18 protein-coding genes are annotated in these 18828 nt (G+C 57.3%); 8 read left to right on the top strand and 10 right to left on the bottom strand.

The annotated features are described in order from the left end of the window. Positions 1–72: 72 nt before the first annotated feature. The 3 genes from HDF15_RS11040 to HDF15_RS11030 all read right to left on the bottom strand — a co-directional run bounded on the left by HDF15_RS11040 (position 73) and on the right by HDF15_RS11030 (position 6829). Positions 73–3723 carry a TonB-dependent receptor gene (locus tag HDF15_RS11040; RefSeq protein ID WP_311733079.1) on the bottom strand — a complete coding sequence of 1217 codons (3651 nt, stop codon included), beginning with the start codon at positions 3721–3723 and terminating at the stop codon, positions 73–75. Between the two features lie 95 nt (positions 3724–3818). After that, entirely contained in the window at positions 3819–4586 is a 768-nt protein-coding gene (locus HDF15_RS11035; protein ID WP_184255493.1) for a hypothetical protein, read from the bottom strand. Between the two features lie 602 nt (positions 4587–5188). Then, the gene (locus HDF15_RS11030; protein WP_184255491.1) at positions 5189–6829 is read right to left on the bottom strand and encodes a CTP synthase; all 1641 of its coding nucleotides are present in this window, start codon (positions 6827–6829) and stop codon (positions 5189–5191) included. A gap of 188 nt (positions 6830–7017) precedes the next feature. Here HDF15_RS11030 and HDF15_RS11025 point away from each other — a divergent pair, with 188 nt between their 5' ends. Further along, complete coding sequence (locus HDF15_RS11025; protein WP_184255489.1) at positions 7018–7509, top strand: YraN family protein; 492 nt, start codon at positions 7018–7020, stop codon at positions 7507–7509. Positions 7510–7533: 24 nt separating this feature from the next. Further along, positions 7534–8028, top strand: coding sequence for a hypothetical protein (locus tag HDF15_RS11020; protein ID WP_014267466.1), 495 nt, complete (start codon positions 7534–7536; stop codon positions 8026–8028). Between the two features lie 443 nt (positions 8029–8471). Here HDF15_RS11020 and HDF15_RS11015 read toward each other — a convergent pair whose 3' ends face one another. Together HDF15_RS11015 and HDF15_RS11010 are read right to left on the bottom strand one after the other, a co-directional pair. Beyond that, positions 8472–8810, bottom strand: a complete 339-nt coding sequence (locus HDF15_RS11015) for a P-II family nitrogen regulator (RefSeq protein WP_184255487.1) — start codon at positions 8808–8810, stop codon at positions 8472–8474. A 42-nt stretch (positions 8811–8852) separates the two neighbouring features. Further along, complete coding sequence (locus HDF15_RS11010) at positions 8853–10424, bottom strand: ammonium transporter (RefSeq protein WP_184255485.1); 1572 nt, start codon at positions 10422–10424, stop codon at positions 8853–8855. A gap of 827 nt (positions 10425–11251) precedes the next feature. Between HDF15_RS11010 and HDF15_RS11005 the strand changes: the two genes are divergently transcribed. The 4 genes from HDF15_RS11005 (at position 11252) to HDF15_RS10990 (ending at position 13958) form a co-directional block, all read left to right on the top strand. Then, positions 11252–12094 carry a hypothetical protein gene (locus HDF15_RS11005; RefSeq protein ID WP_184255483.1) on the top strand — a complete coding sequence of 281 codons (843 nt, stop codon included), beginning with the start codon at positions 11252–11254 and terminating at the stop codon, positions 12092–12094. Beyond that, complete coding sequence (locus tag HDF15_RS11000) at positions 12060–12461, top strand: hypothetical protein (protein ID WP_184255481.1); 402 nt, start codon at positions 12060–12062, stop codon at positions 12459–12461. The genes HDF15_RS11005 and HDF15_RS11000 overlap by 35 nt, the downstream gene beginning before the upstream one ends. Positions 12462–12501: 40 nt before the next feature. Then, the gene (locus HDF15_RS10995; protein ID WP_184255480.1) at positions 12502–12690 is read left to right on the top strand and encodes a hypothetical protein; all 189 of its coding nucleotides are present in this window, start codon (positions 12502–12504) and stop codon (positions 12688–12690) included. 287 nt (positions 12691–12977) lie between these two features. After that, a complete protein-coding gene (locus tag HDF15_RS10990) occupies positions 12978–13958 on the top strand; it encodes an HNH endonuclease (protein WP_184255478.1) in 981 nt (326 codons plus the stop codon). Between the two features lie 431 nt (positions 13959–14389). On the opposite strand, the gene HDF15_RS10985 is transcribed toward HDF15_RS10990, so the two are convergent. The 4 genes from HDF15_RS10985 to HDF15_RS10970 form a co-directional block, all read right to left on the bottom strand. Further along, on the bottom strand, positions 14390–14578 hold the full coding sequence (locus HDF15_RS10985) for a hypothetical protein (RefSeq protein ID WP_184255476.1): 189 nt from the start codon (positions 14576–14578) through the stop codon (positions 14390–14392). 156 nt (positions 14579–14734) lie between these two features. Continuing rightward, the gene (locus tag HDF15_RS10980; RefSeq protein WP_184255473.1) at positions 14735–15697 is read right to left on the bottom strand and encodes a tyrosine-type recombinase/integrase; all 963 of its coding nucleotides are present in this window, start codon (positions 15695–15697) and stop codon (positions 14735–14737) included. Continuing rightward, positions 15694–16119, bottom strand: coding sequence for a DUF6998 domain-containing protein (locus HDF15_RS10975; protein WP_184255471.1), 426 nt, complete (start codon positions 16117–16119; stop codon positions 15694–15696). Before HDF15_RS10975 ends, HDF15_RS10980 begins: the two co-directional genes overlap by 4 nt. Positions 16120–16123: 4 nt before the next feature. After that, the gene (locus HDF15_RS10970) at positions 16124–16447 is read right to left on the bottom strand and encodes a hypothetical protein (protein WP_184255469.1); all 324 of its coding nucleotides are present in this window, start codon (positions 16445–16447) and stop codon (positions 16124–16126) included. 275 nt (positions 16448–16722) lie between these two features. Between HDF15_RS10970 and HDF15_RS10965 the strand changes: the two genes are divergently transcribed. Further along, positions 16723–17970: a DNA sulfur modification protein DndB gene (locus tag HDF15_RS10965; protein ID WP_184255467.1), complete on the top strand. Its 1248-nt coding sequence runs from the start codon at positions 16723–16725 to the stop codon at positions 17968–17970. A gap of 169 nt (positions 17971–18139) precedes the next feature. Continuing rightward, complete coding sequence (locus tag HDF15_RS10960) at positions 18140–18442, top strand: DUF3892 domain-containing protein (protein WP_184255465.1); 303 nt, start codon at positions 18140–18142, stop codon at positions 18440–18442. An 84-nt stretch (positions 18443–18526) separates the two neighbouring features. Here the strand turns inward: HDF15_RS10960 and HDF15_RS25890 are convergent, their stop codons facing one another. Beyond that, the gene (locus HDF15_RS25890) at positions 18527–18658 is read right to left on the bottom strand and encodes a hypothetical protein (RefSeq protein WP_260331007.1); all 132 of its coding nucleotides are present in this window, start codon (positions 18656–18658) and stop codon (positions 18527–18529) included. Positions 18659–18828 lie beyond the last annotated feature (170 nt).

The raw sequence follows: 18828 nt of genomic DNA, 5'->3' as shown, positions 1-18828 counted from the left end.
ATCCCTCATCGCTCGTAGCTGATAAAGCCCACTGCCTGCCGCCACGTTGCACACAAGAGCAAACAACCGCTGCTAGAACCTGTACCGTGCCTGCACCAGCAGCGTGCGCATGGTCGCGGCGCTGGTGACCTCGCCAAAGTTCGCGCTGTTCTCCGTCGTGTTGATGCCGTTGTACTGCACGGTGTTGAACACATTGCTTGCCGTCGCGCGGACCTCGAACGAGTTGGTGCCGCCGAGCTGCACGGTGCGTGATAGAGAGGCGTTGACCAACACTACTCCGGGGCCTTCGATCGAGCCCTGCGAAGCGGTTCCATACTGGCCTGAGGCGGGTGCTGTGAACGCCGACTTGTTGAAGAAATTCAGTACCGATCCCGGACCCTTCAACGGTTGAGTGAAATCACGATCCGGACGTTGCGTGAAGGTATTGCCCGATGCGGCCTCCGCCTGATTGCCTTGGTAGGTGGGCGTGAAGTAGTTTCCTGTCGCAAAGGTGAACGTGCCGCTCAACGAAAAGCCATCCAGCAGCTTGGAGGACATGCCGCCCTTATTGAAGAACGCGCGATTCGGTCCGAACGGAAGCTCAAGCAGCCAGCTGCCGGTCAGGTTGTGTCGCTGGTCGAAGCTCGAGTTGCCTTCTTCGAGGTCCAGGCGATAGAAGTTCTGGATCGGAGTGCCGACAGCTCCACCCACGCCCGAGGCATTGTCGATGGTGTGCGAATACGTATAGGTAAAGCCCAGCGCGATGCCCCTCTGCTGCCGCTTCTGTGCGCTGACGACCAGTTGGTTGGAGCGCGACTCCGCCGCTGCCTCTTCAAAGTCGAACGGCGCAATCCCCGGCGTGGTCGTGCCGGAAGGCGTTCCATTCGGCGAGCCCACCACATCGAGCTTGCTGCCCTTGGAGCCGCTGTAGCCGATGTTGAACACAATGCCCAACGGAAAGGTCCGCTGAATATTCAGGTTGTAGACCTGAATCATGCCCAGCCGGTAGTTCTTGTCCACGGCCCAGTTGTTCTGGATGGTCTCGGCTGTCGAGCAGCCGAATCCATTCGCCAGGGTAAGGGTGGGATTGGGCGTTGAAGGTGTAAGCGTGGTGCAGCCTGTAGGCGTTGGATTCGGATTGGTTTCGGTGGGCGTTGGAACATCGTTGGTCTGTGTGTTCGCAAAGGGAACCTGGTGTGAGAGTAACTTCGCAAAGGTCGCAAACTGCCCGGTGTTGTAGTTGATGCCATAGCCGCCGCGCACCGCCGTATCCTTGGTGAACTTGGGCTTCCAGGCAATCCCGAAGCGCGGCGAGAACATCGTGCGGTCAGGATTGACAAGGCTGGTGGGAAATCCCGGAGCTCCCGGCTGCACAGGATGAATCGAGGCCGTGGAAAAGGTCGCGTCGTGATCCAGGTTCACGAGCCGGTTGTTCTTCTCGGTGTAGGGCGCGAAGTACTCATAGCGCAGGCCGGCACTGATCGTCACATCGGCCGATACGCGGTAGTCATCCTGACCATAGCCGTCGTAGACGTTCTCGCGCAGGTAGATCTTGTACAGTCCGGCCTGCAGGCTGGTGCTGCCGGGCAGGCCAAGCAGGAAGTCGGCGAAGCCATCGCCGCTGGCATTCGCCTGTCCTGCGGTTCCGGCGCGTTGATCCGCGGGGCTTGCTGTCGCAAAGCCGGTAAAGGTGTAGGAGCCCAGGGGGTTGTTGCCGCCGATAGAATCCGCGTGAACCCGGCGAATGTCGAGCCCATAGCGCATGTTGTGCTTCTTGTGCCGCCAGGCTACAAAGTCCGAGAAGCTGATGGTCTGGTTGATGGTCTGGCTCGGCGTCTGGTTCGAGAGCGTCTGGAAGTTACTGATGCTGAAGCTCGGCAGGCCGTTGTAAAAGCGCGGGTCGGCAAAGCCGCCGGCCTGGTTGGGAACGTTCAGGCCCACGGTTGCCGACGGATTGTTCGCCGTGTCCGTGAAGTAGTTGCGGGTCTTTGAGTCCAGCCGGTTCCAGTTCAGGCTGGCATTGTTGGAGAGCCTTCCATAGCCGATCGTATAACCCGCATTCAGCGAATTGCCGTCTGTCTCGCTCGCGCCGCCCAGCGCCAGGAAGATGTTCCGGTTATCCTGCGCGGAGTGCGAGTAGTTGTAGCCGATGTTGACGTTCTGCCGCAGCGCCGGCGGGGCATTCGTATTGCCGCCGCGCCTGCCACCGCCGCCGCTGCCTCGTCCGAAGCTTGGGGCGTTGCCGATCGTCCGAATGTAACGCGTGTTGATCGCAACGTTGTTGCTGCCTGCATTCGAGATCGTCTGGTAGTTGTAGGCCTGGGAGTTTTCCGGAATATTCGGCGCAGGATAGTAGTTCAACAACTGCTGGGCCACGGGAGAGATGGGAAGGCTGGTATTGGCCAGGTTGTTTCCCGATATGGGGTTTCCCGTCGTTGGATCAAAGAGCTCTACCGGGGTGGCATTGTTGCCTGAGCCCAGGGTCGACTGCGAAAAATCTCCCTCGCGCTCCAGCGCTGTCGGCACGCGGCCTGTAGCGAGAAACGCGTTCAGGTTCTTCTGCCCCGTCAGATTGATGAAGACAAACTGTTTGGTGCTCGGTTTCGTCAGCCCCGGAATATAAGGAGACCCGGCGATACTCAGGCCAAACCGATTGGAGTATGCGGACGGATTGGTCAGGGGCTGCAACGAGGGAGACCACGGCGCAGAGTTCAGTGACGAGTTGCTGCCCTGGTAGAAGATGCTGCCATGAGGCTGTGCGGGATTGAAGTTGCGGAATCCTCCGCTTCCAAATCCACCGCCACCACCACCGCCGCCACGTCCTCCGCGACCACCGCCGCCTCCACCACCACGGCCACTACCACCCGCGCCGCCACCCATCAAGCCGCCGAACATGCCTACGATAGCGTTGGTCGGATCGGAACCGGGAGGGAGTTGTCCATTGGCTTTGGCTTGATCGACGGCGTCCTGCACTCGTTGCCGAATCTCATCTTCGCTGTAGTTCGCCAGCGGATTCGTCTGGCCCTGCTGGCCGCTCACCGCAATGGAATCAGCCCCACCGCTATCCCCGAGCCCGGAAAGGGAAGGGGGCGCTTCACCCGCACCGCCTCCTGCATTGCCGGTCGTCGCGCTGGCATCGACGGTGTCCTGTTCGCCTGCGCTCAGGCTCAGGCTTTGTACGCCACGCGCCAGGTTTGCTCCTCTTGCGCCTGCTCCCTGCGAGGACGTTGTGGCCGCCTCCTGCTTGGCTGCGGCAGCCTCGGCGCGGCTGGCCAACTGCAGGCCGAAGTCGGTCGGCTTCGCCACGATGGTGATAGCTTTCTCCGCCGCTTCGGCCTCGACACCGGTCAGCACGGTCTCCTGGGTTGTTGTGGCAAACCCTGCCAGTTCCGCGCGCACAACATAACGTCCGTTACGAGGAATCTTCATCGCATAGGCCCCGTCGATGTCCGTCGAGGTCGTGTACTTCTTGCCCGTCAAAGTATTGGTCGCGGTGATGGCGACTCCCGGCAGAGGAACCCCACCTGCCTTGCCCGCTGTTCCGGCAACGACGGTGCCGTGAATCGTGCCACCCTGCGCGGAAGGAGCACTGGCGGTGTTCTGTGCGGGAGCAGGCGCAGCAGAGGTCTGGGGAGGAGTGCTGCCTGCATCCGGCGAAGCCGGGTTCTGCGCCTCGGCGGTTACAACCAGAGTCAGCGCTGCGAGTCCCATCGCCGCCCGTCGTTTCGTTATCCAAACAGCCACGTACACTCCCTCTGTCGCCGAACTCTTCGGCGGATCACAATCGAACTGGCCCCATCCCCTGTGGATGATGATTCGCGCAAGTTAGCTGGTCTGCGCTATTTGGTTCCTGGCCCAGGTGTCTCTGCAGGTGCGCTCTGGGGCTGGCCTTCGCGCCGCCGTCCCTGTCCAGGGGCCGCGACTGTCAGTTGGGCCGGTACGAAGACGCCACTCTTTACAGATCCGGTTCCGCTCACGGTGTCGCCAACTTTGATGTCGGCCAGGGTGATGCTCTCCCCTGTAGCTGCCGGGGTGGGGGCGGCTGCATTTCCTGCACCGGCGTCTCCCATGCCCATGCCGCGCCCGATGCGACCGCGTTTGAAGGAGGTCGTCTCATTAAAGCCAATCGTCTGCGAGACGCCATCCAGTCGTTGCACCGTCATCTTCGCGTTGTCCGCATCGATGGCCGTCACCTTGCCCAGGATGTAGGTCTTGCCGAGATTTTCCTTCATGGCCTTTAACTGCGCGGCATCGGTGGCCATCACCATCGCCGCATGCAGGGTCTTGTTCGGCGCATCGAGATTGCCCATCGCCAGCACGCCATCACCCGCCTTCAGGTCGGTGATCTTTACGGTGACGCCGCGGCCCTTCATCACTCGCGTATTGGGGGTGGTTGTGATCTGGACGGTCTCCCCCTCGGTGGTCTTGACGGTCACGTTCGTGCCTGAAACCGCCGTGATCTCACCGCTGACGCGCTGCATTCCGGCGAACTGCCCTCTTTGCGAGCCTTGCTCCGCCGGCTCCTGCGCCCGCGCCGAGAAAGCAGGGAAGAGCATCGCGCTTGCCAATATCGTCAACACTGCCGCCCCGGCTAATCCTTGCCGCATCGTCCGTCCCTCCAGCCTTTGGGTAACCCTTACCGATAGAGACGGAAATGCGCGGCAGAAGACGCGGTAGCAGAGAGAATTATTCTTGAGGTGCCGATGTCATCTTTTTTAGAGAGGCCCACGTCTCTTGAGATAGGAAGAGATGACGATTCGCTAATAAAACACTTGTTGGCTAGGTCAACAAGTGTTGTAGAACTCAAGACCAACAGGGACGACATTATCCTCACCTAGGTCGCAAGGGCCAGAAGTGCGACCCTCTGCTTGCCGTTGCTTTTGCCTTTGCACTTGCTTTTCTGGTTGTCATTCCGAGCGTAGCGAGCGAACCTGCTGTCTCCCGCTTTTCGTTCGTATCACCCAGAAACATATGAGCTAAAATCGGGCAGTTTTGGGCGGACGCATACATTTGTGGTGATATTTGCGAAGAACGGGAGACAGCAGGTTCGCTCGCTGCGCTCGGAATGACAACCAGAAAAGCAAAAGCCTGGGCGTCTCTCCATGTTCAGTCATTCTTCTTTCCCCAACGAGTAGAAGCGGGGTGAGATCTACTCTCACCCCGCTTCTCTTTTGTGCGTCTGAAACTACACCCTGGGCTTTGATCCTGCTTACGCCTTGACCTCAGCTTCCACCAAACCCTGCGCCTTCAACAATCCACGATTCGCATAGCTCGCCTTCACAAACGAATGAAACAGCGGATGCGGCTCCAATGGCTTCGACTTGAACTCCGGATGGAACTGGCAGCCGAGGAAGAACGGATGGTCCGGAATCTCCACGATCTCGACATAGGTCGCATCGGGAGTCGTTCCCGTCAGCCGCAGGCCCGCAGCGGTCAGTGCCGGCTCGTACTCGCGGTTGAACTCGTAGCGATGCCGATGCCGCTCTGAGATCTCTGTCGTTCCGTAAGCCTTTGCGGCGAGCGAGTCCGGCTCCATGACGCACGTCCACGCGCCCAGACGCATCGTTCCACCCATCTCCTCCACGCCGATCAGCTCGCGCAGCTTATAGATGATGCGATGCGGAGTGGCCGGGTCGAACTCGCCCGAGTTGGCGTCCGTCAGACCGCACACGTTGCGCGCATACTCGATGCACGCCGTCTGCATGCCCAGGCAGATGCCGAAGTAGGGAACCTTGTTCTCGCGCGCATAGCGAATCGCGTTCAGCATGCCTTCGATGCCACGCTTGCCGAAGCCGCCCGGGACCAGGATTCCGTCCAGACCCTCAAGCTGAGAAGAGTAGTTCTCCACTTCGAGACCCTCGGCCTCCAGCCACGTCACCTTCAGCTTCAGGTTTTCGGCCAGCGCTCCGTGTACCAGCGCTTCCTTCAGAGACTTGTAGCTGTCCTCATACTCGACATACTTTCCGACGATGCCGATCGACACCTCGTCCTTCGGGTTGTAGGCCCGGTGCACGATATCGACCCACTGCGACATATCCGGAGTCTTCGTCTCCAGCCGCAGATACTTCATCGCCAGCGTGTCGACGTTCTCGGCCGCAAGGTTCAGCGGGACTTCATAGATCGAAGGCACATCGCGTGCGACGACGACGGCAGCTTCTTCGACGTTGCAGAAGGCTGCGATCTTCGACCGCATCTCCTGCGGCACCGCGCGGTCGGCGCGGCAGAGCAGGATGTCCGGTTGAATGCCGATGCTGAGCATCTCCTTCACGGAGTGCTGCGTCGGCTTGGTCTTCAGCTCCTGTGCGGCGGCGATCCACGGAATCAGCGTGACGTGCACGAAGCAGGTGTTATCGCGGCCCAGCTCCTGCCGCATCTGGCGAATGGCCTCGAGGAAGGGAAGCGACTCGATATCGCCCACCGTTCCGCCGATCTCGACGATGGCGACATCGCAGTCCGCGCCGATCTTCTTGGCCGCGTTCTTAATCTCGTTGGTCACGTGAGGAATTACCTGCACCGTCTTGCCGAGGTAGTCGCCACGACGTTCCTTGGTGATGATCTGCTCGTAGATGCGGCCGGTCGTCAGGTTGTTGTCACGCGACAGCTTCGCGTGCGTGAACCGTTCGTAGTGGCCGAGATCCAGATCGGTCTCCGCGCCATCGTCGGTGACGAAGACCTCGCCGTGCTGGAACGGTGACATGGTGCCCGGATCGACGTTCAGATACGGGTCGAATTTCATCAGATTGATGCGTAGTCCACGCGCTTCGAGTAAACAACCGATCGAGGCTGCTGCGAGCCCCTTACCCAGCGATGACACAACACCGCCCGTCACAAAGATGTACTTTGCTGACATAGCCGCGACCTCTTCAAATGGTGGTTTGGGTTGTGCTTGGTGTGCACATCCAAGTATATCGCTGATCCTGTGCAAGACTCGCCCGCGCGGGATTATATTGGGCTCTATCCGGCGATTCGTGCGATATTTTGGGCCTTTTTGCGAAGAGTCCCGTCACAAACGCCCCATTCTCGCGTTATTCTCTCCGCATGAGCCTTGCCACGTTCACGCTCGGCCTGGAACGCCGTGCCTATCTTGCGCTGCAGCGTCTGGCTGCGGTGAGGTCCAGCGGCAGTCCCAGACCTCAGCATCTTCTTACCGGAGAACAAGGCGAAGACGCAGCCTGCTTCCACCTCCGCTCGCTGGGATATACGATCGTCGCACGCCGCTGGAAGGCCGATCGCATCAAGGGAGACCTCGACCTCGTCGCCTGGGACGGAGACACGCTCGTAATCTTCGAGGTCAAGACCCGCACGGCCCGGGACCTCGCCACCGCCGAGAGCCAGGTCGACCTCTACAAGCAGCGCGTCCTCCGCCGCATGGCCGCGGCGTACCTTCGCCAGATCCCCGAACCCCATCGTGATCGCATCCCGACCCGCTTCGATGTGCTCTCGGTCTACCTGCTGCCCGAGGGGGCGGCGTTCGAACACTTTCGCGATGCTTTCTCCGCCCATGCCGAATTGCCCCGCTCCGGTGTCTAATATTCCAGAAGAGGAAACCGAATCATGAGTCTGCTGGACGCCCCTGCCTACAATGCCCGCCGCGAAAACCTGAACCGCAACCTGCTGATCGCCGGCGGTGTGCTTATTCTGCTCTTCGTCGTGCTGACGCTTGCCGGCTTCATGCTGGGCCATGGATGGCTCTTCTCCAACCTCAGCACCGAGCACAAGGTGAACACCTTCTTCGACGCGCTTGAGGCGAAGGACTACAGCAAGGCTTACGGTATCTATAACAACGATCCCAACTGGCAGCAGCACCCTGACAAGTACTCCGGCTATTCGCTCAATCGCTTCACCGAAGACTGGACCATCGACAGCCCGGTCAAGGGGCCCGTCCTCTCGCATCACGTCGATATCTCGAAGACCGACGGCACGGGCACATTTGGCACGGGCATCATCGTCGCCGTTCGCGTGAACGGCGACCACAAGGTCTTCATGTACGTGAACCGCGCCGACGGTACGATGACCTGGCCCGCGCCACACGAGCTCCAGTACAACTAAGGTCCCTGCTGGAGCCTCTCGGCCTGAACCGGGAATTGACTAGGGCGTGTCATCAAATTGCATCTGGGATGAAGTTGGATTGTGCAAACAGCTTGCTGCGGCATTGTTTCGTTAAGGGCATGGCTTCAGCCATGCCGTAAATAGCAGGCCAAAGGCCGTACCTTTCTGCCGAAGGCTGGAGTGGAGCCCGCAGGGCGCAACGACTAAATTGCCTTCTTTGATCATGGCGAAACCAGTCACCCCTCGCTACGGATACATCCCTGTGAGCCTTGCACAGTCTTGGCGGCAGAGAGGAAGGCAATTCAGTCGTTCCGGCTGCGCCTGCACTCCAGCCTGCGGCAGCAAGGTGTGAGCTTTCCGTGCTTCCTTTGCGGCATGGCTGAAACCATGCCCTTCCAATTCTTGCCTCAACAAACGATTTGCATAGTGCAATTGGAATTCAACTACAACGCAATCTCACCACGATCCTGGTTGCGAATACGAATAGCATCCTCAGCCTTGTAGAGGAATATCTTTCCATCCCCAATCTCTCCGGTAGCGGCGTTCGCAAGAATCGTATCGATCACAGGTTCCACGCGCTCATCGGTGACAACAATCTCGATGCGCACCTTGGGAATCAGGCTGATGGCATATTCCCTTCCCCTATAGCTCTCGGTGTGGCCTTTCTGGCGACCGTGTCCGCGAACTTCGGACACGGTCATGCCTTCAATCCCGAGCTGGGCAAGCGCTTCCTGGACCTTATCGAATTGGCTGGGGCGAATGATAGCTTCCACTTTCGTCATTGTCGTTCCTCGCTTATCGTGTCTTCTTCAAGCAGATAGGGTCTACTTCTCGCTGGGTACCGAGAGGCCGGAGGGAGAGCCGAGGCTCGTGATGACGTACTCGGGATAGGCCGTGATGCCGTGCTCGTGAAGGTCGAGCCCGTACAGTTCGCCTTCGTGCGAGACACGCAGCGTTCCGGTCAGGTTCACCAGCCACATCACCAGCAGGGCTACGGCAAAGGTGGAAAGCGTAATGATCGCGCTGCCGATCAACTGCGCCTTCATCAACGTAAGACCGCCGCCGTAGAAGAGGCCTGTCAGCGGTGCGCTGTTATCAGGCGCTGTAGGACCGCTCACGCCGTACTTGCCGATCGCGAAGAGACCCAACGACAGCGTTCCCCAGATTCCGCAGAGACCGTGCACGGGAACCGCTCCGATCGGATCGTCGATGCGCAGATACTCGAGCAACTCCACGCCGAGAACTACGACGACGCCCGCCACCGCTCCGATAAGGATCGAGCCCGTCGGGCTGACCCAGTAGCAGGGACAGGTAATTGCAACCAGGCCGGCCAGAAAGCCGTTGACCGTGAAGCTGATGTCCCATTTCTTGCTCATCGGGTAAGACATAAACATCGCGCTGAGACCGGCAGCACACGCCGCCAGCGTGGTGTTCGCGGAGACGCGCCCGATGCCTTCGAAGTCCATGGCGGAGAGCGTCGAGCCGGGATTGAATCCATACCAGCCGAACCACAGCAGCAGCGCTCCCGAGGCGGCGATGGTCAGGTCGTGCGGCAGCATAGGCCCGCCGCCGTCGCGCTTGAAGGTGCGTCCCAGCCGCGGTCCCAGGACGATCGATCCGGCCAGTGCCACCATGCCGCCGATCGTATGGACCACCGTCGAACCGGCGAAGTCATGGAAGCTCTGCCCCAGGTGCGGAAGAAAGTATCCTGCAGTGCCCATCGTGGCCAGGAAGCCGTCCGGCCCCCAGGCCCAGTGGCCGATGATCGGGTAGATGAAGCCCGAAACCGCAAGGCTGTAGAGCAGGTCGCCCACAAAGCCGGTGCGGCCGATCATGGCGCCCGAAGTAATGGTGGAGCAGGTATCGGCGAACGCGAACTGGAAGATCCAGAAGGCGAGGAAGCTGACGCCGCTCGATTCATAGGTGGTGGGAATGTCCTTCAGGAAGAACCAGTGGTAGCCGATAAAGCCGTTGCCATGGGAGAACATGAAGGCGAAGCCGATGGCATAGAAGAGCAGGCCGCAAAGGCAGGTGTCGACGATGCACTCCATCAGCACATTGACGGTCTCGCGCGAGCGGCAGAAGCCCGCCTCCAGCATGGTGAAGCCGACCTGCATGCCGAAGACGAGAAAGGCCGCGACCAGCGTCCACATGGTGTTGATCGGGCTGATCACGTCTGCTACTTTGACCGCTGGAGTATCCGCGGCGAACACCTTCGCGAAACAAAGCTCGGTGACCACAGCGGCCACCGCCATCACGGCGGTGACGCCGAGGACTTTACCGGCAAGAAGCGTAGCGCCGTAGCGGCGCCACTCTGCATCGCGCAGCCGTGTGCTGAGGCGCATGAGTTTGTGCGAGAAGGAGGGACGTGCTTCCTGGGTTCGGGCGGAGGGCATGGCAAGACTCCTTGATCGGGTTAAGTAAGCAAAAGGGGTAAAGGTCCCCGATAAAAACACGTAGGGCAGGCCCTTTTGGAGCTGGCTTGCAGGCTCCCGGGCGGCAATGAAAGAGGCTGAGAATTGTCTTGCAGTAGCTGTACCGTACCCAGTGCCGCACGGAACAGCAAGCACTGTTTGCGCACAAGAGCTTATTTTTATGCGGCGCATCACCAAAAGCTATGCGCGAACGCGGTCAGCCGCATCGCTAAAGGGTATCTGTTCAGGAATAGCGTTTTACGCGTGGCGAGACGAAATCTGCACGATTTCGCACTTTTTCGTGAGATGTCCTGTCGAAATTTCGAATAGGCGGGATATCTGCAAAACGCAGACAGAAATGGTGGGCCCGGAGGGATTTGAACCCCCAACCAAGGGATTATGAGTTGCTCCGCAATACCGCAAGTCTAACAAAATAAAGCGAATTGTGGCGTATCCGAGCGTAACCCTAAGTAGTTGAGCCACCGTAATTTAGACCAGTTTATCGTAAGTGACAAAAGCTGACGCCTGTACCTGAACCGTACCTGCGAACGCGTGGAGGCGCGGCTTTACTTCCATTATCGGCGACGCGGGACGAGAAGATCTTCAACGATCCGAGCATCCAGACATAGCGCTTGGCGGGGCCGTCTGACGTGACGGGCGATCGCTTAAAGCTTTGAGCGAAAGAGTTCAGAAATATGTACTTTACGCAAAGGGCGATTGAGCTGCCTACGGGAAGTCCGGCACCTTTTTCGCGCCCGAGCGAGCGTAGGCAAGGTCAGAGGGTGTCTCTTGGGTGCTAAGATGGCGGCGTGCCCATCCTGAAAGAATCATCGGCTGAATTGCGCCGACGCTTGCTGGAACTGTTCCCAGCCGTAAATCTTCGCGCTTTCTTTAAGAAGAGTGGATTGAAGGAAGGTCTTGCATCCGCGATCGCGAAGTCGGCAGATCCAGTAAATCTCGCCCATATTGCGCAATTTGTAGATACCACGATGACGTTCTGTAAACAGCACGTCTACGTATTTGAACACGATGGGGATCTTGTGCTGCCAGAAGATTTCTCTGGAGCTGAACGGGTTGCTTCAGCACCTGACCACGCGCTTTACATCGCCAAGCGTCACTATGAGGTTGTGAAGCTTGACCCACCGCAGAACAGCAGTATGGACTTCCTTTGGCCGATCCGCCTCGAACTGACGAAGAAGTACCTTTTAGTGCGCTTTGTCGTCTTGGAGAAGGATCTCTCTGCTTACTTTGACCGCCAAATCATGGTTCGCTCAAAAGCTCCGTCGGAAGAGGCCATGACGGGAAGTTTGCTTTCTGATGGCAACATCTACGCTGCGGATCTGAATAAGGGCATCAAAGCACTGTGGGCCAAGGATCTTATTGATGCCACGCGGTTGAGATTCGACATGCCAGATTCAGCAGATTCGAAGAGCATGAACGGAGCCAAGCAACTCAAGAAAACAAATCCTGGCGTATACGCGGATGTTCGGCTACGACCACTAAGGATGTGTACGTTTGTAGGCCATGGACCCCACACTGCCGTCGGCAATTTTTCAGTAAGCCCCACGGAGGGCTTCATCGGTTTTACCCGGTATTCTAAAGATGGGAGCAGCGGCGATGAGCTTATTCGACAAATTCTTGCAAGCAATTAAGTCGCTGCTGCCTGCTGCTCTGACAGCCCAGCAGTTGCGCCTGCTGTCGCAGCTAGATACTCATCAGATTTATGTAGAGAACGTTAGAAGCTTGCTCGGAGTATCCCATCGGGAAGCCGTAAACATTCTCGAAACTGCCGTGAGGCAGGGAGTCTTTACAAAGAAGATCGGTGTGATGTGCCCCGATGGCCATGTGGCTGCTGAAGCCGAAAGTGAAGATGGCCTACCGCCAGTGATTCACTGTTCGTCTGAAGACGCCGAGGGCTTTCCGGAAGAACTTGAGCTACCAACGCAAACGCTGAAGAAAGTTGTTTTCTATAGCCTCGATGAGTCAAGCGAATCTGCCAGTTACGGAAGCACAAGCTAGGGTCTGGGAAACAATCCAACGTGTACAGATGGCGAGGGTCATGCTTTACGTGATCCTCGCGGCGTTCGTTGTTGTCTTGGTGGCTTTGATCTTTGCTGCCTTCTCCTCAATTGCTGGCCCGTCGATGAGGTGGGCATTCGGCATCATAGACGGCCTACTCTCTGGCAGCCTCATCCCCATCCGCGCCTACCTCTTCCCGAACCCAAAGCCCAGCCACAAGAAGACTTAAAGTATACGCCTCACCTATGCGAGGTTGACGGCATGAAGGACGCGCCAGAGGTTCTAAACGCTATTGTGGACAAAGTTTTAGTGCACCGCCCAAACGGGCCCTGTCGGGCGAGCTGGACGCGAGAAGAGGGATCAATGGACAAGCTCCCCAACGCAGTCTGCGAGTGAGTGGTGCGAAGGTTTACAGTCAGATAACAGCTTGCAGTTCCGGTACTGCTCCGCAGCTTCGGAGCCGATCTGCTAGCATCTTTGCAAAATGCTGGCTTCGATCTTGAGGTGCACGAACGAATGCGCTATTGGTGGGTCAATCAAAATCAGACGCACCGGCAAGAATTAGAGGGTGGCTACCTCTGGTCCCCTAAGCGCAATGCCAACGACGCCAGAAACCCTTTCTACGAATTCATGAGAGAAGTCGTACCTGGGGATGTGGTGTTCTCGTTCGTCGACACCAAGATCATTGCCATTGGAATCGTCATTTCCTACTGCTACGAGAACCCGAAGCCAGCTGAGTTCGGAGGTGTCGGAACATATTGGAACACGATCGGTTGGCGTGTACGCGTGACATTTACTCGGCTCAACCGGCAGGTTCGCCCAAAAGACCATATGGACGTCCTTCAAAGTGTGTTGCCTCCGAAGTACTCCCCGCTGCAGACCTCTGGAAATGGCAATCAGGGCGTGTATCTAACGATGGTTTCAGAACCCTTAGCTCAAACCTTGATCGGGCTGATCGGCACAGAAGCGATCAATCTCGTCCGATACCTGCCAGCCATCGACCCGTTCTCTGCGCCTGCGCGAGAAACTGCAGACCTCGAAGTTTGGGAAAATCATATCGAAAAAACCATCCAGGAGGAACCAGATCTTTCCGAGACGGAGCGGGAGTCGCTCGTTATTGCTCGGAGAGGTCAGGGTCTCTACAAGCAGCGTGTCATGCAGATTGAATCCAAATGCAGGATCACCAAAGTCGACAATCCTGCTCATCTTCGAGCCAGTCATTGCAAACCGTGGAGAGACTGTGTCAGTAACGAGGAGCGACTGGATGGCGAGAATGGTCTTCTCCTGACACCTTCAATTGATCACCTCTTCGACCGTGGTTTCATTAGCTTCGAAAATACCGGGCGACTAATTATTGCGCCAGTCGCACATCTCCCCTCGCTTCAAAGAATGGGAGTATCGACAGACCAGCCGGTGAACGTCGGCGAGTTCTCCGAAGGGCAGAGACACTTCCTTGACTATCACAGGAACTCAGTCCTGCTTATGGCGCTGCATTAGCACTCTGCCACGTTTTCAAAAGTTTGCCTTATTGACCATTCCTCGTCACTCGGTCACCTTCGGCGTCCGCCTCCTTGCGGCATACATACGCACCGTCCTTGGTAGCTCCATACCAGCGTTCTCCCTTAAGGTGATAAACGCCCGTTTTAGTGTTCACCCAAACGACCGCGTCATGCGGGCAGTGCTGTTGAGCCTGTTGCTCTGACTGGAAGTGTGGAACCGGTGTTGGGTTTGCGTAAGCGGGGCACAGAGCTGAAACAAAAAGCGCGGCAGCCAAAACTATCGATTTTAGTGACATAGGCGAACCTCACAGACCTGCGAGGGCCAAATATAACCTCCTCACGCTGGAGATGGAAGAAAATTCTCGGGAGCTGCTCTGGTTGGAAGATTCTGTGAGCCAGAAGCTTTGGGCTTAATCGACCACGATTGTGTTAGCCCTTTGAACGCGCCTTAGCATTCAGGTCTTTGCAGTGCTGGCACAACCTATAGCCGGCTGTTCCGGGTCTGCGCTCTTTTTTGGGGATGTCGTAGCCGGAAGGACATTTGTTGTTGTTGTGATGGACCCGATTCTCGGCCAGCTTCTTAACTTCATTGATGGAGTTGAAGGGATTAATCGTCATCAGGCGTTCTCCTCGATGTCCGCAAGTTTACCAGTCACGCAAGCGAAAGAATCCCGCTCGGCGTGGCTATTCAAATGTGCTTTGGGACTGGAATGGATGTGGCCGGACTGTAAAGCGTTAAAGGAATAAACTCGATTCTGACTTTTTATAAACACTTCAAAAGGCAATCCGCTCCACCTCATCAAGAGCAATCTCATCGTTGCGCCGGTCATAGAGTCCAGTGGTTCGCGCGGATTCATGGCCGGCCATCTGCTGGGCGATCTCAAGCTTACCGCCGTTCTGCAGGTAGGTGGTGATCCCGGTGGCGCGGAAGCTGTGAGCGCTGATCTTGGTTTGTAGTCCTGCAGCTCGGGCCCGCCGCTGAATCATCATGTGCACATTGGCCTGTGGCAGAGGAGTGCGATCCGTCAGCCGGCCATGGCGCAGGGTAGGAAAGAGTGGAGCCTCCGGTTCAGTGCCAAGTCCGGACGCCGCAATCCACTCCTCTAAATACTGGTCCAGGTTATGGTGGCAGGGAAGCTCGGTCACCTTGCCGCCTTTCTCGTGAAGTCGCACCCAGCCGCGTCGCTTGTGCACGTAAAAGTCTTGGACCTTCATTCCGGTGGCTGCGCCGACGCGGGCGAAGGTGTAACCCATCAGGGCGATCAGGGCGCGGTCGCGGAGCCCGAGCAGGGAACAGGTGTCGATCGCGGCAAGCAGCTCGCGCATCTCGTCGGACGAGAGCACGGAGGTCTTGCCTTTTCTAACGCTGTGCTTCGGTCCGCGTACCGCATGAGCCGGGTTGGTCTCCATGACGTGCCCGGTCACCAGCCAATCGAAGAGCATCCTGATCGCGGCGAGGTGCTGTTTGACGGTCGGCTTCGAGTGGGTGCGGCCGAGCTGCTCGATATACGCCGCAACGTGCACCGGCGTCACCCCGGAGAGATCCCCCACGCCTTTGACCTCACACCAGGCGGCGAATCCCTCGGCGGCTTTGAAGTAGGCTCGGCGGGTGTTCGGGGTGCGGATGTTGACAGTGAAGAACTCCCAGAAGCGACGACCGCCATGAGGGACGGCTCGAAAGAGCGCTGGCAAGCGATTAGAGACAACGGCGGGCCGTAGGGAAGTAATCTCGTTCATTCGTCATGCTCCGCAGCCAGAGCGCGCAGCCGGGAGAGCCGCACGACACGCTGCCCGTTCTTGCCGACCTTGCCGGCGGCAGACCAAGCCGGGGCACCCGGCCCGTCATAAGCAATTTCCACCTCTTCGGATGAAATGACCTTGAGGACGACGAGGCGGATGCACTCGGCATACATCGCCACGCTGTGGCCGGCCGTCATCTTGATTTGCACGTCGCCGCCCTTACCGTCGTGGGCGTCATAGCCAGCATAGGACGCAGGATAGAGGGTGAGGCCAAGCGCTTCGGCCGCGATCACTTCACCGATGGAGCCGACCAGGTGACCGTCTGGCGTAAACTTCCGACCGGGATACAGCTCTTCGAGCCGGACGACTGCCCGGTAGATATCGGCGACCGGCTCCGGCAGTTTGATCTTCTGTCCCATACGATCAGATCCCGCCGCGAAGCTCTATATAGAGACTAAAGATTCGCCCTGCGAGCTCTGAACCTTCCTCATTGCTCATCATTCGGAGGGTGGCTTTGATCCTTCCTTCGCTTCCTTGGGCTGGCGTTCTGGTGAGCTCCTGAATGATCGCTTCTAACTTGTGGCGCACTTCCACCGGAAGCCATTCTTGATTCGATTGCAGCCCATTCAAACCCATCATTGCGCTTTCCAGCCTCTCTTGGATGTTGCCTGTGCCGGTAGCGAGAGAATGGACAGCCTGCCAAAGCTTCTGCCGGCCATAGTTATATGTGTTTTCAATGTTAGCCATGTTCACCTCATTTATATATGATAACTTCCTTTATCATATGTAAAATGCAAATATGTTAAAGCCGGAGAGGAATCGAGTGTGGAGATCTGTGCCCGTTCGCTCTAACGGACATTTCAGAACTCACAAGATGCCGCACGCGAAAAATATACGAATCGGTGCGGGGAATTGCTTGCCGGCAACAGCATTTTCATTTTAAATCGTGTATATTTAAAAATATCAGCCAGCTTCGTGCGCTCTTTGCCCGAATAGGTCGATATTTTCCATTTGGAGCTCCGATGGCAAGCACAATTAAAGGAATACCGGTTTACTCGGTTCGTGGAAAATTTGGCCATCATTTGCAGACGTTTACGGCGCAGCTGACGACCGCTGACGTTTTGGGCGTCCTCGGACATGACCCTCGCTCCTCTAACTGGAAAAATCTTCCTGTCGAGCTGCGTGCGATATATGACAACACCCAGCGCAAGACAAAAAGCGATCGATCGGCCGGGACGGGCGAATATATCCAGCACCGTTTCGACAATTCGAAGCTGCCGGGGGCGTTTCCAGCGATCTGCATCGGACTGACGGAATCCATCGAATTCACTCCCTTCAAAGATTCGTATGGGGAAGAAACCGCGGCGGGTACGTCCTGGGTCTCCATGGCGAGCACTCGGATTTTGCTTGATGGCTTGGCTCGAGTCACAGGGGCGCTAGAGCAACCAAAAAGTGCCGACCTGGAAAACTTATTTTTGTTCCCTACGGTTCTCTATGCCCCTGCGCCTGGCAAAACTCTAACCATCGAACAGCTCGGGCAGTTGTTCTTCGACTTCAACGCGCTGCAGACCACCGTGGCGTCGGCGATGGCGCTCGCCCTGGATCAATCCGACGTATACATTCAGCTAGCTAACAAGCTTGGGGAGATGCATTTTTTTGAGTCTCATGGCGGTGTTGAACGCAGGAAGGCCTCGCTGGGTAAGAAGTCAACTGCATTTACTACACAGCAGTCGTTAGTCCGAACGGTGCGCGGAGCAATGGAAGGCCGCAGCTTCCAAGAGAGCGATTCTGCCCGTGTAGAAACACCAAACCTGACTTGGGCGAACTTCGAGACGCGTGCTGACGAGTTGCATACTTATTTTTTGACGTTGGGTCAGCACCTCGGGCCAAAGCTCAAGGATCGCGATTCACTTCTGTACACGTCGCCAGGCCTGCAGGTGTTGGGCCTACTGTTCAACGACCTGACTTTCCGCGCGACCCTGACACCCGTGGATAGAACCTATTTTATTGAGCGTATCGGTCAGATTGACTGGTCACGCCATAACCCCGACTGGCTGAACCTGCTGGGCCAGCAGGAGATTGACGAAGCCGGCAACGTAGTACGTGACGCGCAAGGCCGGCCGAGAATAGCGCTAGGTAAAGCCGGCGCAAATACGATTCGATCGCTGATGAAGTACATCCGTGAGAAGACGGAGTTGAGCAAAGTTTTAGCCGATACGGAAACCGCTGCTGATATAGCGACCCAGCTAGAACTAGCCCCAGAGCTTTAGGCGTGTACTGAAAAGCGGCCCGAATCGTCGGGCCGCTCGCCAGCATGCAAAACCGCAGAACGCGACCGGTTCCAGCCGGGCGCTTTACGGCCTCGGTTCACCCATGATGGGATCGCCTTCACTAATTCGATTCTTTCATGGGTGACCGAGCTACACAAGGAGACACACCATGTCCGAGTTCCTGACAACCTGCATCACCAAGCCCAATCGCGAAAGCCGCCACGAGCACATCACCCACATCGGAAATATCACTGGTCAGTGGATGCTGACGCGCGAGGAAGTAATTCGCCGTATCGATGCCAAGTCCGAGGCGTTCTATACGCTCGATCGCACCACTAACCGCAAGGTGTACATCGACGTTGTCCGTGAGGCAGGGAAGAACCCCTATCTCCGCACATACGCTGACGGCAAGTGGAATGACAACCTGCTGGCGCTTACCGAGTGCAACGGAACTTGCAAACTCGTTGCGTAGACGTAATCCAGCAAAAACCCAAAAGGGGGCCGCAAATGCGGCTCCTTTTTGCGCCCAAAATCGTCACTTCGGGGTCACCAAATACTACTTTTTCTTCTTGGTGGCCTTCTTCTTAGCCCCGGCAAGGTCTGACCCGGCCACACTGCGTACGGTGGCGCTCTTGCTGGTCCTAAGAAGCTTGCTGGCCTTGCTTGCGTCTTTCTTCGACGTAGTCATTTGCTGCCTCCAGGAGAACGCACCAAGCGTAAACCCTTCCCGACGATTGCCCTGTGAAAATCAATGGGTACCGACTACAGCAACACTTTAGGCTCGGCCGGAGCGAGCCATCTAGGTACTATTCAGTGAGAATCTAAACTGGAAGAACCCTGACCCGATGCCCAGAGTCC

This window comes from Granulicella mallensis (assembly GCF_014203225.1).
GTDB classification, from domain to species: Bacteria; Acidobacteriota; Terriglobia; order Terriglobales; family Acidobacteriaceae; genus Granulicella; species Granulicella mallensis_A.
This window is presented reverse-complemented; position numbering and strand designations above follow the sequence as displayed.

What these genes read in the sequence shown, in the direction of transcription:
- HDF15_RS10995 (WP_184255480.1), top strand. Translation starts at nt 12,502, where the DNA reads ATGCTTTACGTGATCCTCGCGGCGTTCGTTGTTGTCTTGGTGGCTTTG.
- HDF15_RS11015 (WP_184255487.1), bottom strand. Translation starts at nt 8,810, where the DNA reads ATGACGAAAGTGGAAGCTATCATTCGCCCCAGCCAATTCGATAAGGTC.
- HDF15_RS10960 (WP_184255465.1), top strand. Translation starts at nt 18,140, where the DNA reads ATGTCCGAGTTCCTGACAACCTGCATCACCAAGCCCAATCGCGAAAGC.
- HDF15_RS10985 (WP_184255476.1), bottom strand. Translation starts at nt 14,578, where the DNA reads ATGACGATTAATCCCTTCAACTCCATCAATGAAGTTAAGAAGCTGGCC.
- HDF15_RS10990 (WP_184255478.1), top strand. Translation starts at nt 12,978, where the DNA reads ATGCGCTATTGGTGGGTCAATCAAAATCAGACGCACCGGCAAGAATTA.
- HDF15_RS10965 (WP_184255467.1), top strand. Translation starts at nt 16,723, where the DNA reads ATGGCAAGCACAATTAAAGGAATACCGGTTTACTCGGTTCGTGGAAAA.
- HDF15_RS11000 (WP_184255481.1), top strand. Translation starts at nt 12,060, where the DNA reads ATGAGCTTATTCGACAAATTCTTGCAAGCAATTAAGTCGCTGCTGCCT.
- HDF15_RS11020 (WP_014267466.1), top strand. Translation starts at nt 7,534, where the DNA reads ATGAGTCTGCTGGACGCCCCTGCCTACAATGCCCGCCGCGAAAACCTG.
- HDF15_RS11035 (WP_184255493.1), bottom strand. Translation starts at nt 4,586, where the DNA reads ATGCGGCAAGGATTAGCCGGGGCGGCAGTGTTGACGATATTGGCAAGC.
- HDF15_RS11030 (WP_184255491.1), bottom strand. Translation starts at nt 6,829, where the DNA reads ATGTCAGCAAAGTACATCTTTGTGACGGGCGGTGTTGTGTCATCGCTG.
- HDF15_RS10980 (WP_184255473.1), bottom strand. Translation starts at nt 15,697, where the DNA reads ATGAACGAGATTACTTCCCTACGGCCCGCCGTTGTCTCTAATCGCTTG.
- HDF15_RS10970 (WP_184255469.1), bottom strand. Translation starts at nt 16,447, where the DNA reads ATGGCTAACATTGAAAACACATATAACTATGGCCGGCAGAAGCTTTGG.
- HDF15_RS10975 (WP_184255471.1), bottom strand. Translation starts at nt 16,119, where the DNA reads ATGGGACAGAAGATCAAACTGCCGGAGCCGGTCGCCGATATCTACCGG.
- HDF15_RS25890 (WP_260331007.1), bottom strand. Translation starts at nt 18,658, where the DNA reads ATGACTACGTCGAAGAAAGACGCAAGCAAGGCCAGCAAGCTTCTTAGG.
- HDF15_RS11025 (WP_184255489.1), top strand. Translation starts at nt 7,018, where the DNA reads ATGAGCCTTGCCACGTTCACGCTCGGCCTGGAACGCCGTGCCTATCTT.
- HDF15_RS11010 (WP_184255485.1), bottom strand. Translation starts at nt 10,424, where the DNA reads ATGCCCTCCGCCCGAACCCAGGAAGCACGTCCCTCCTTCTCGCACAAA.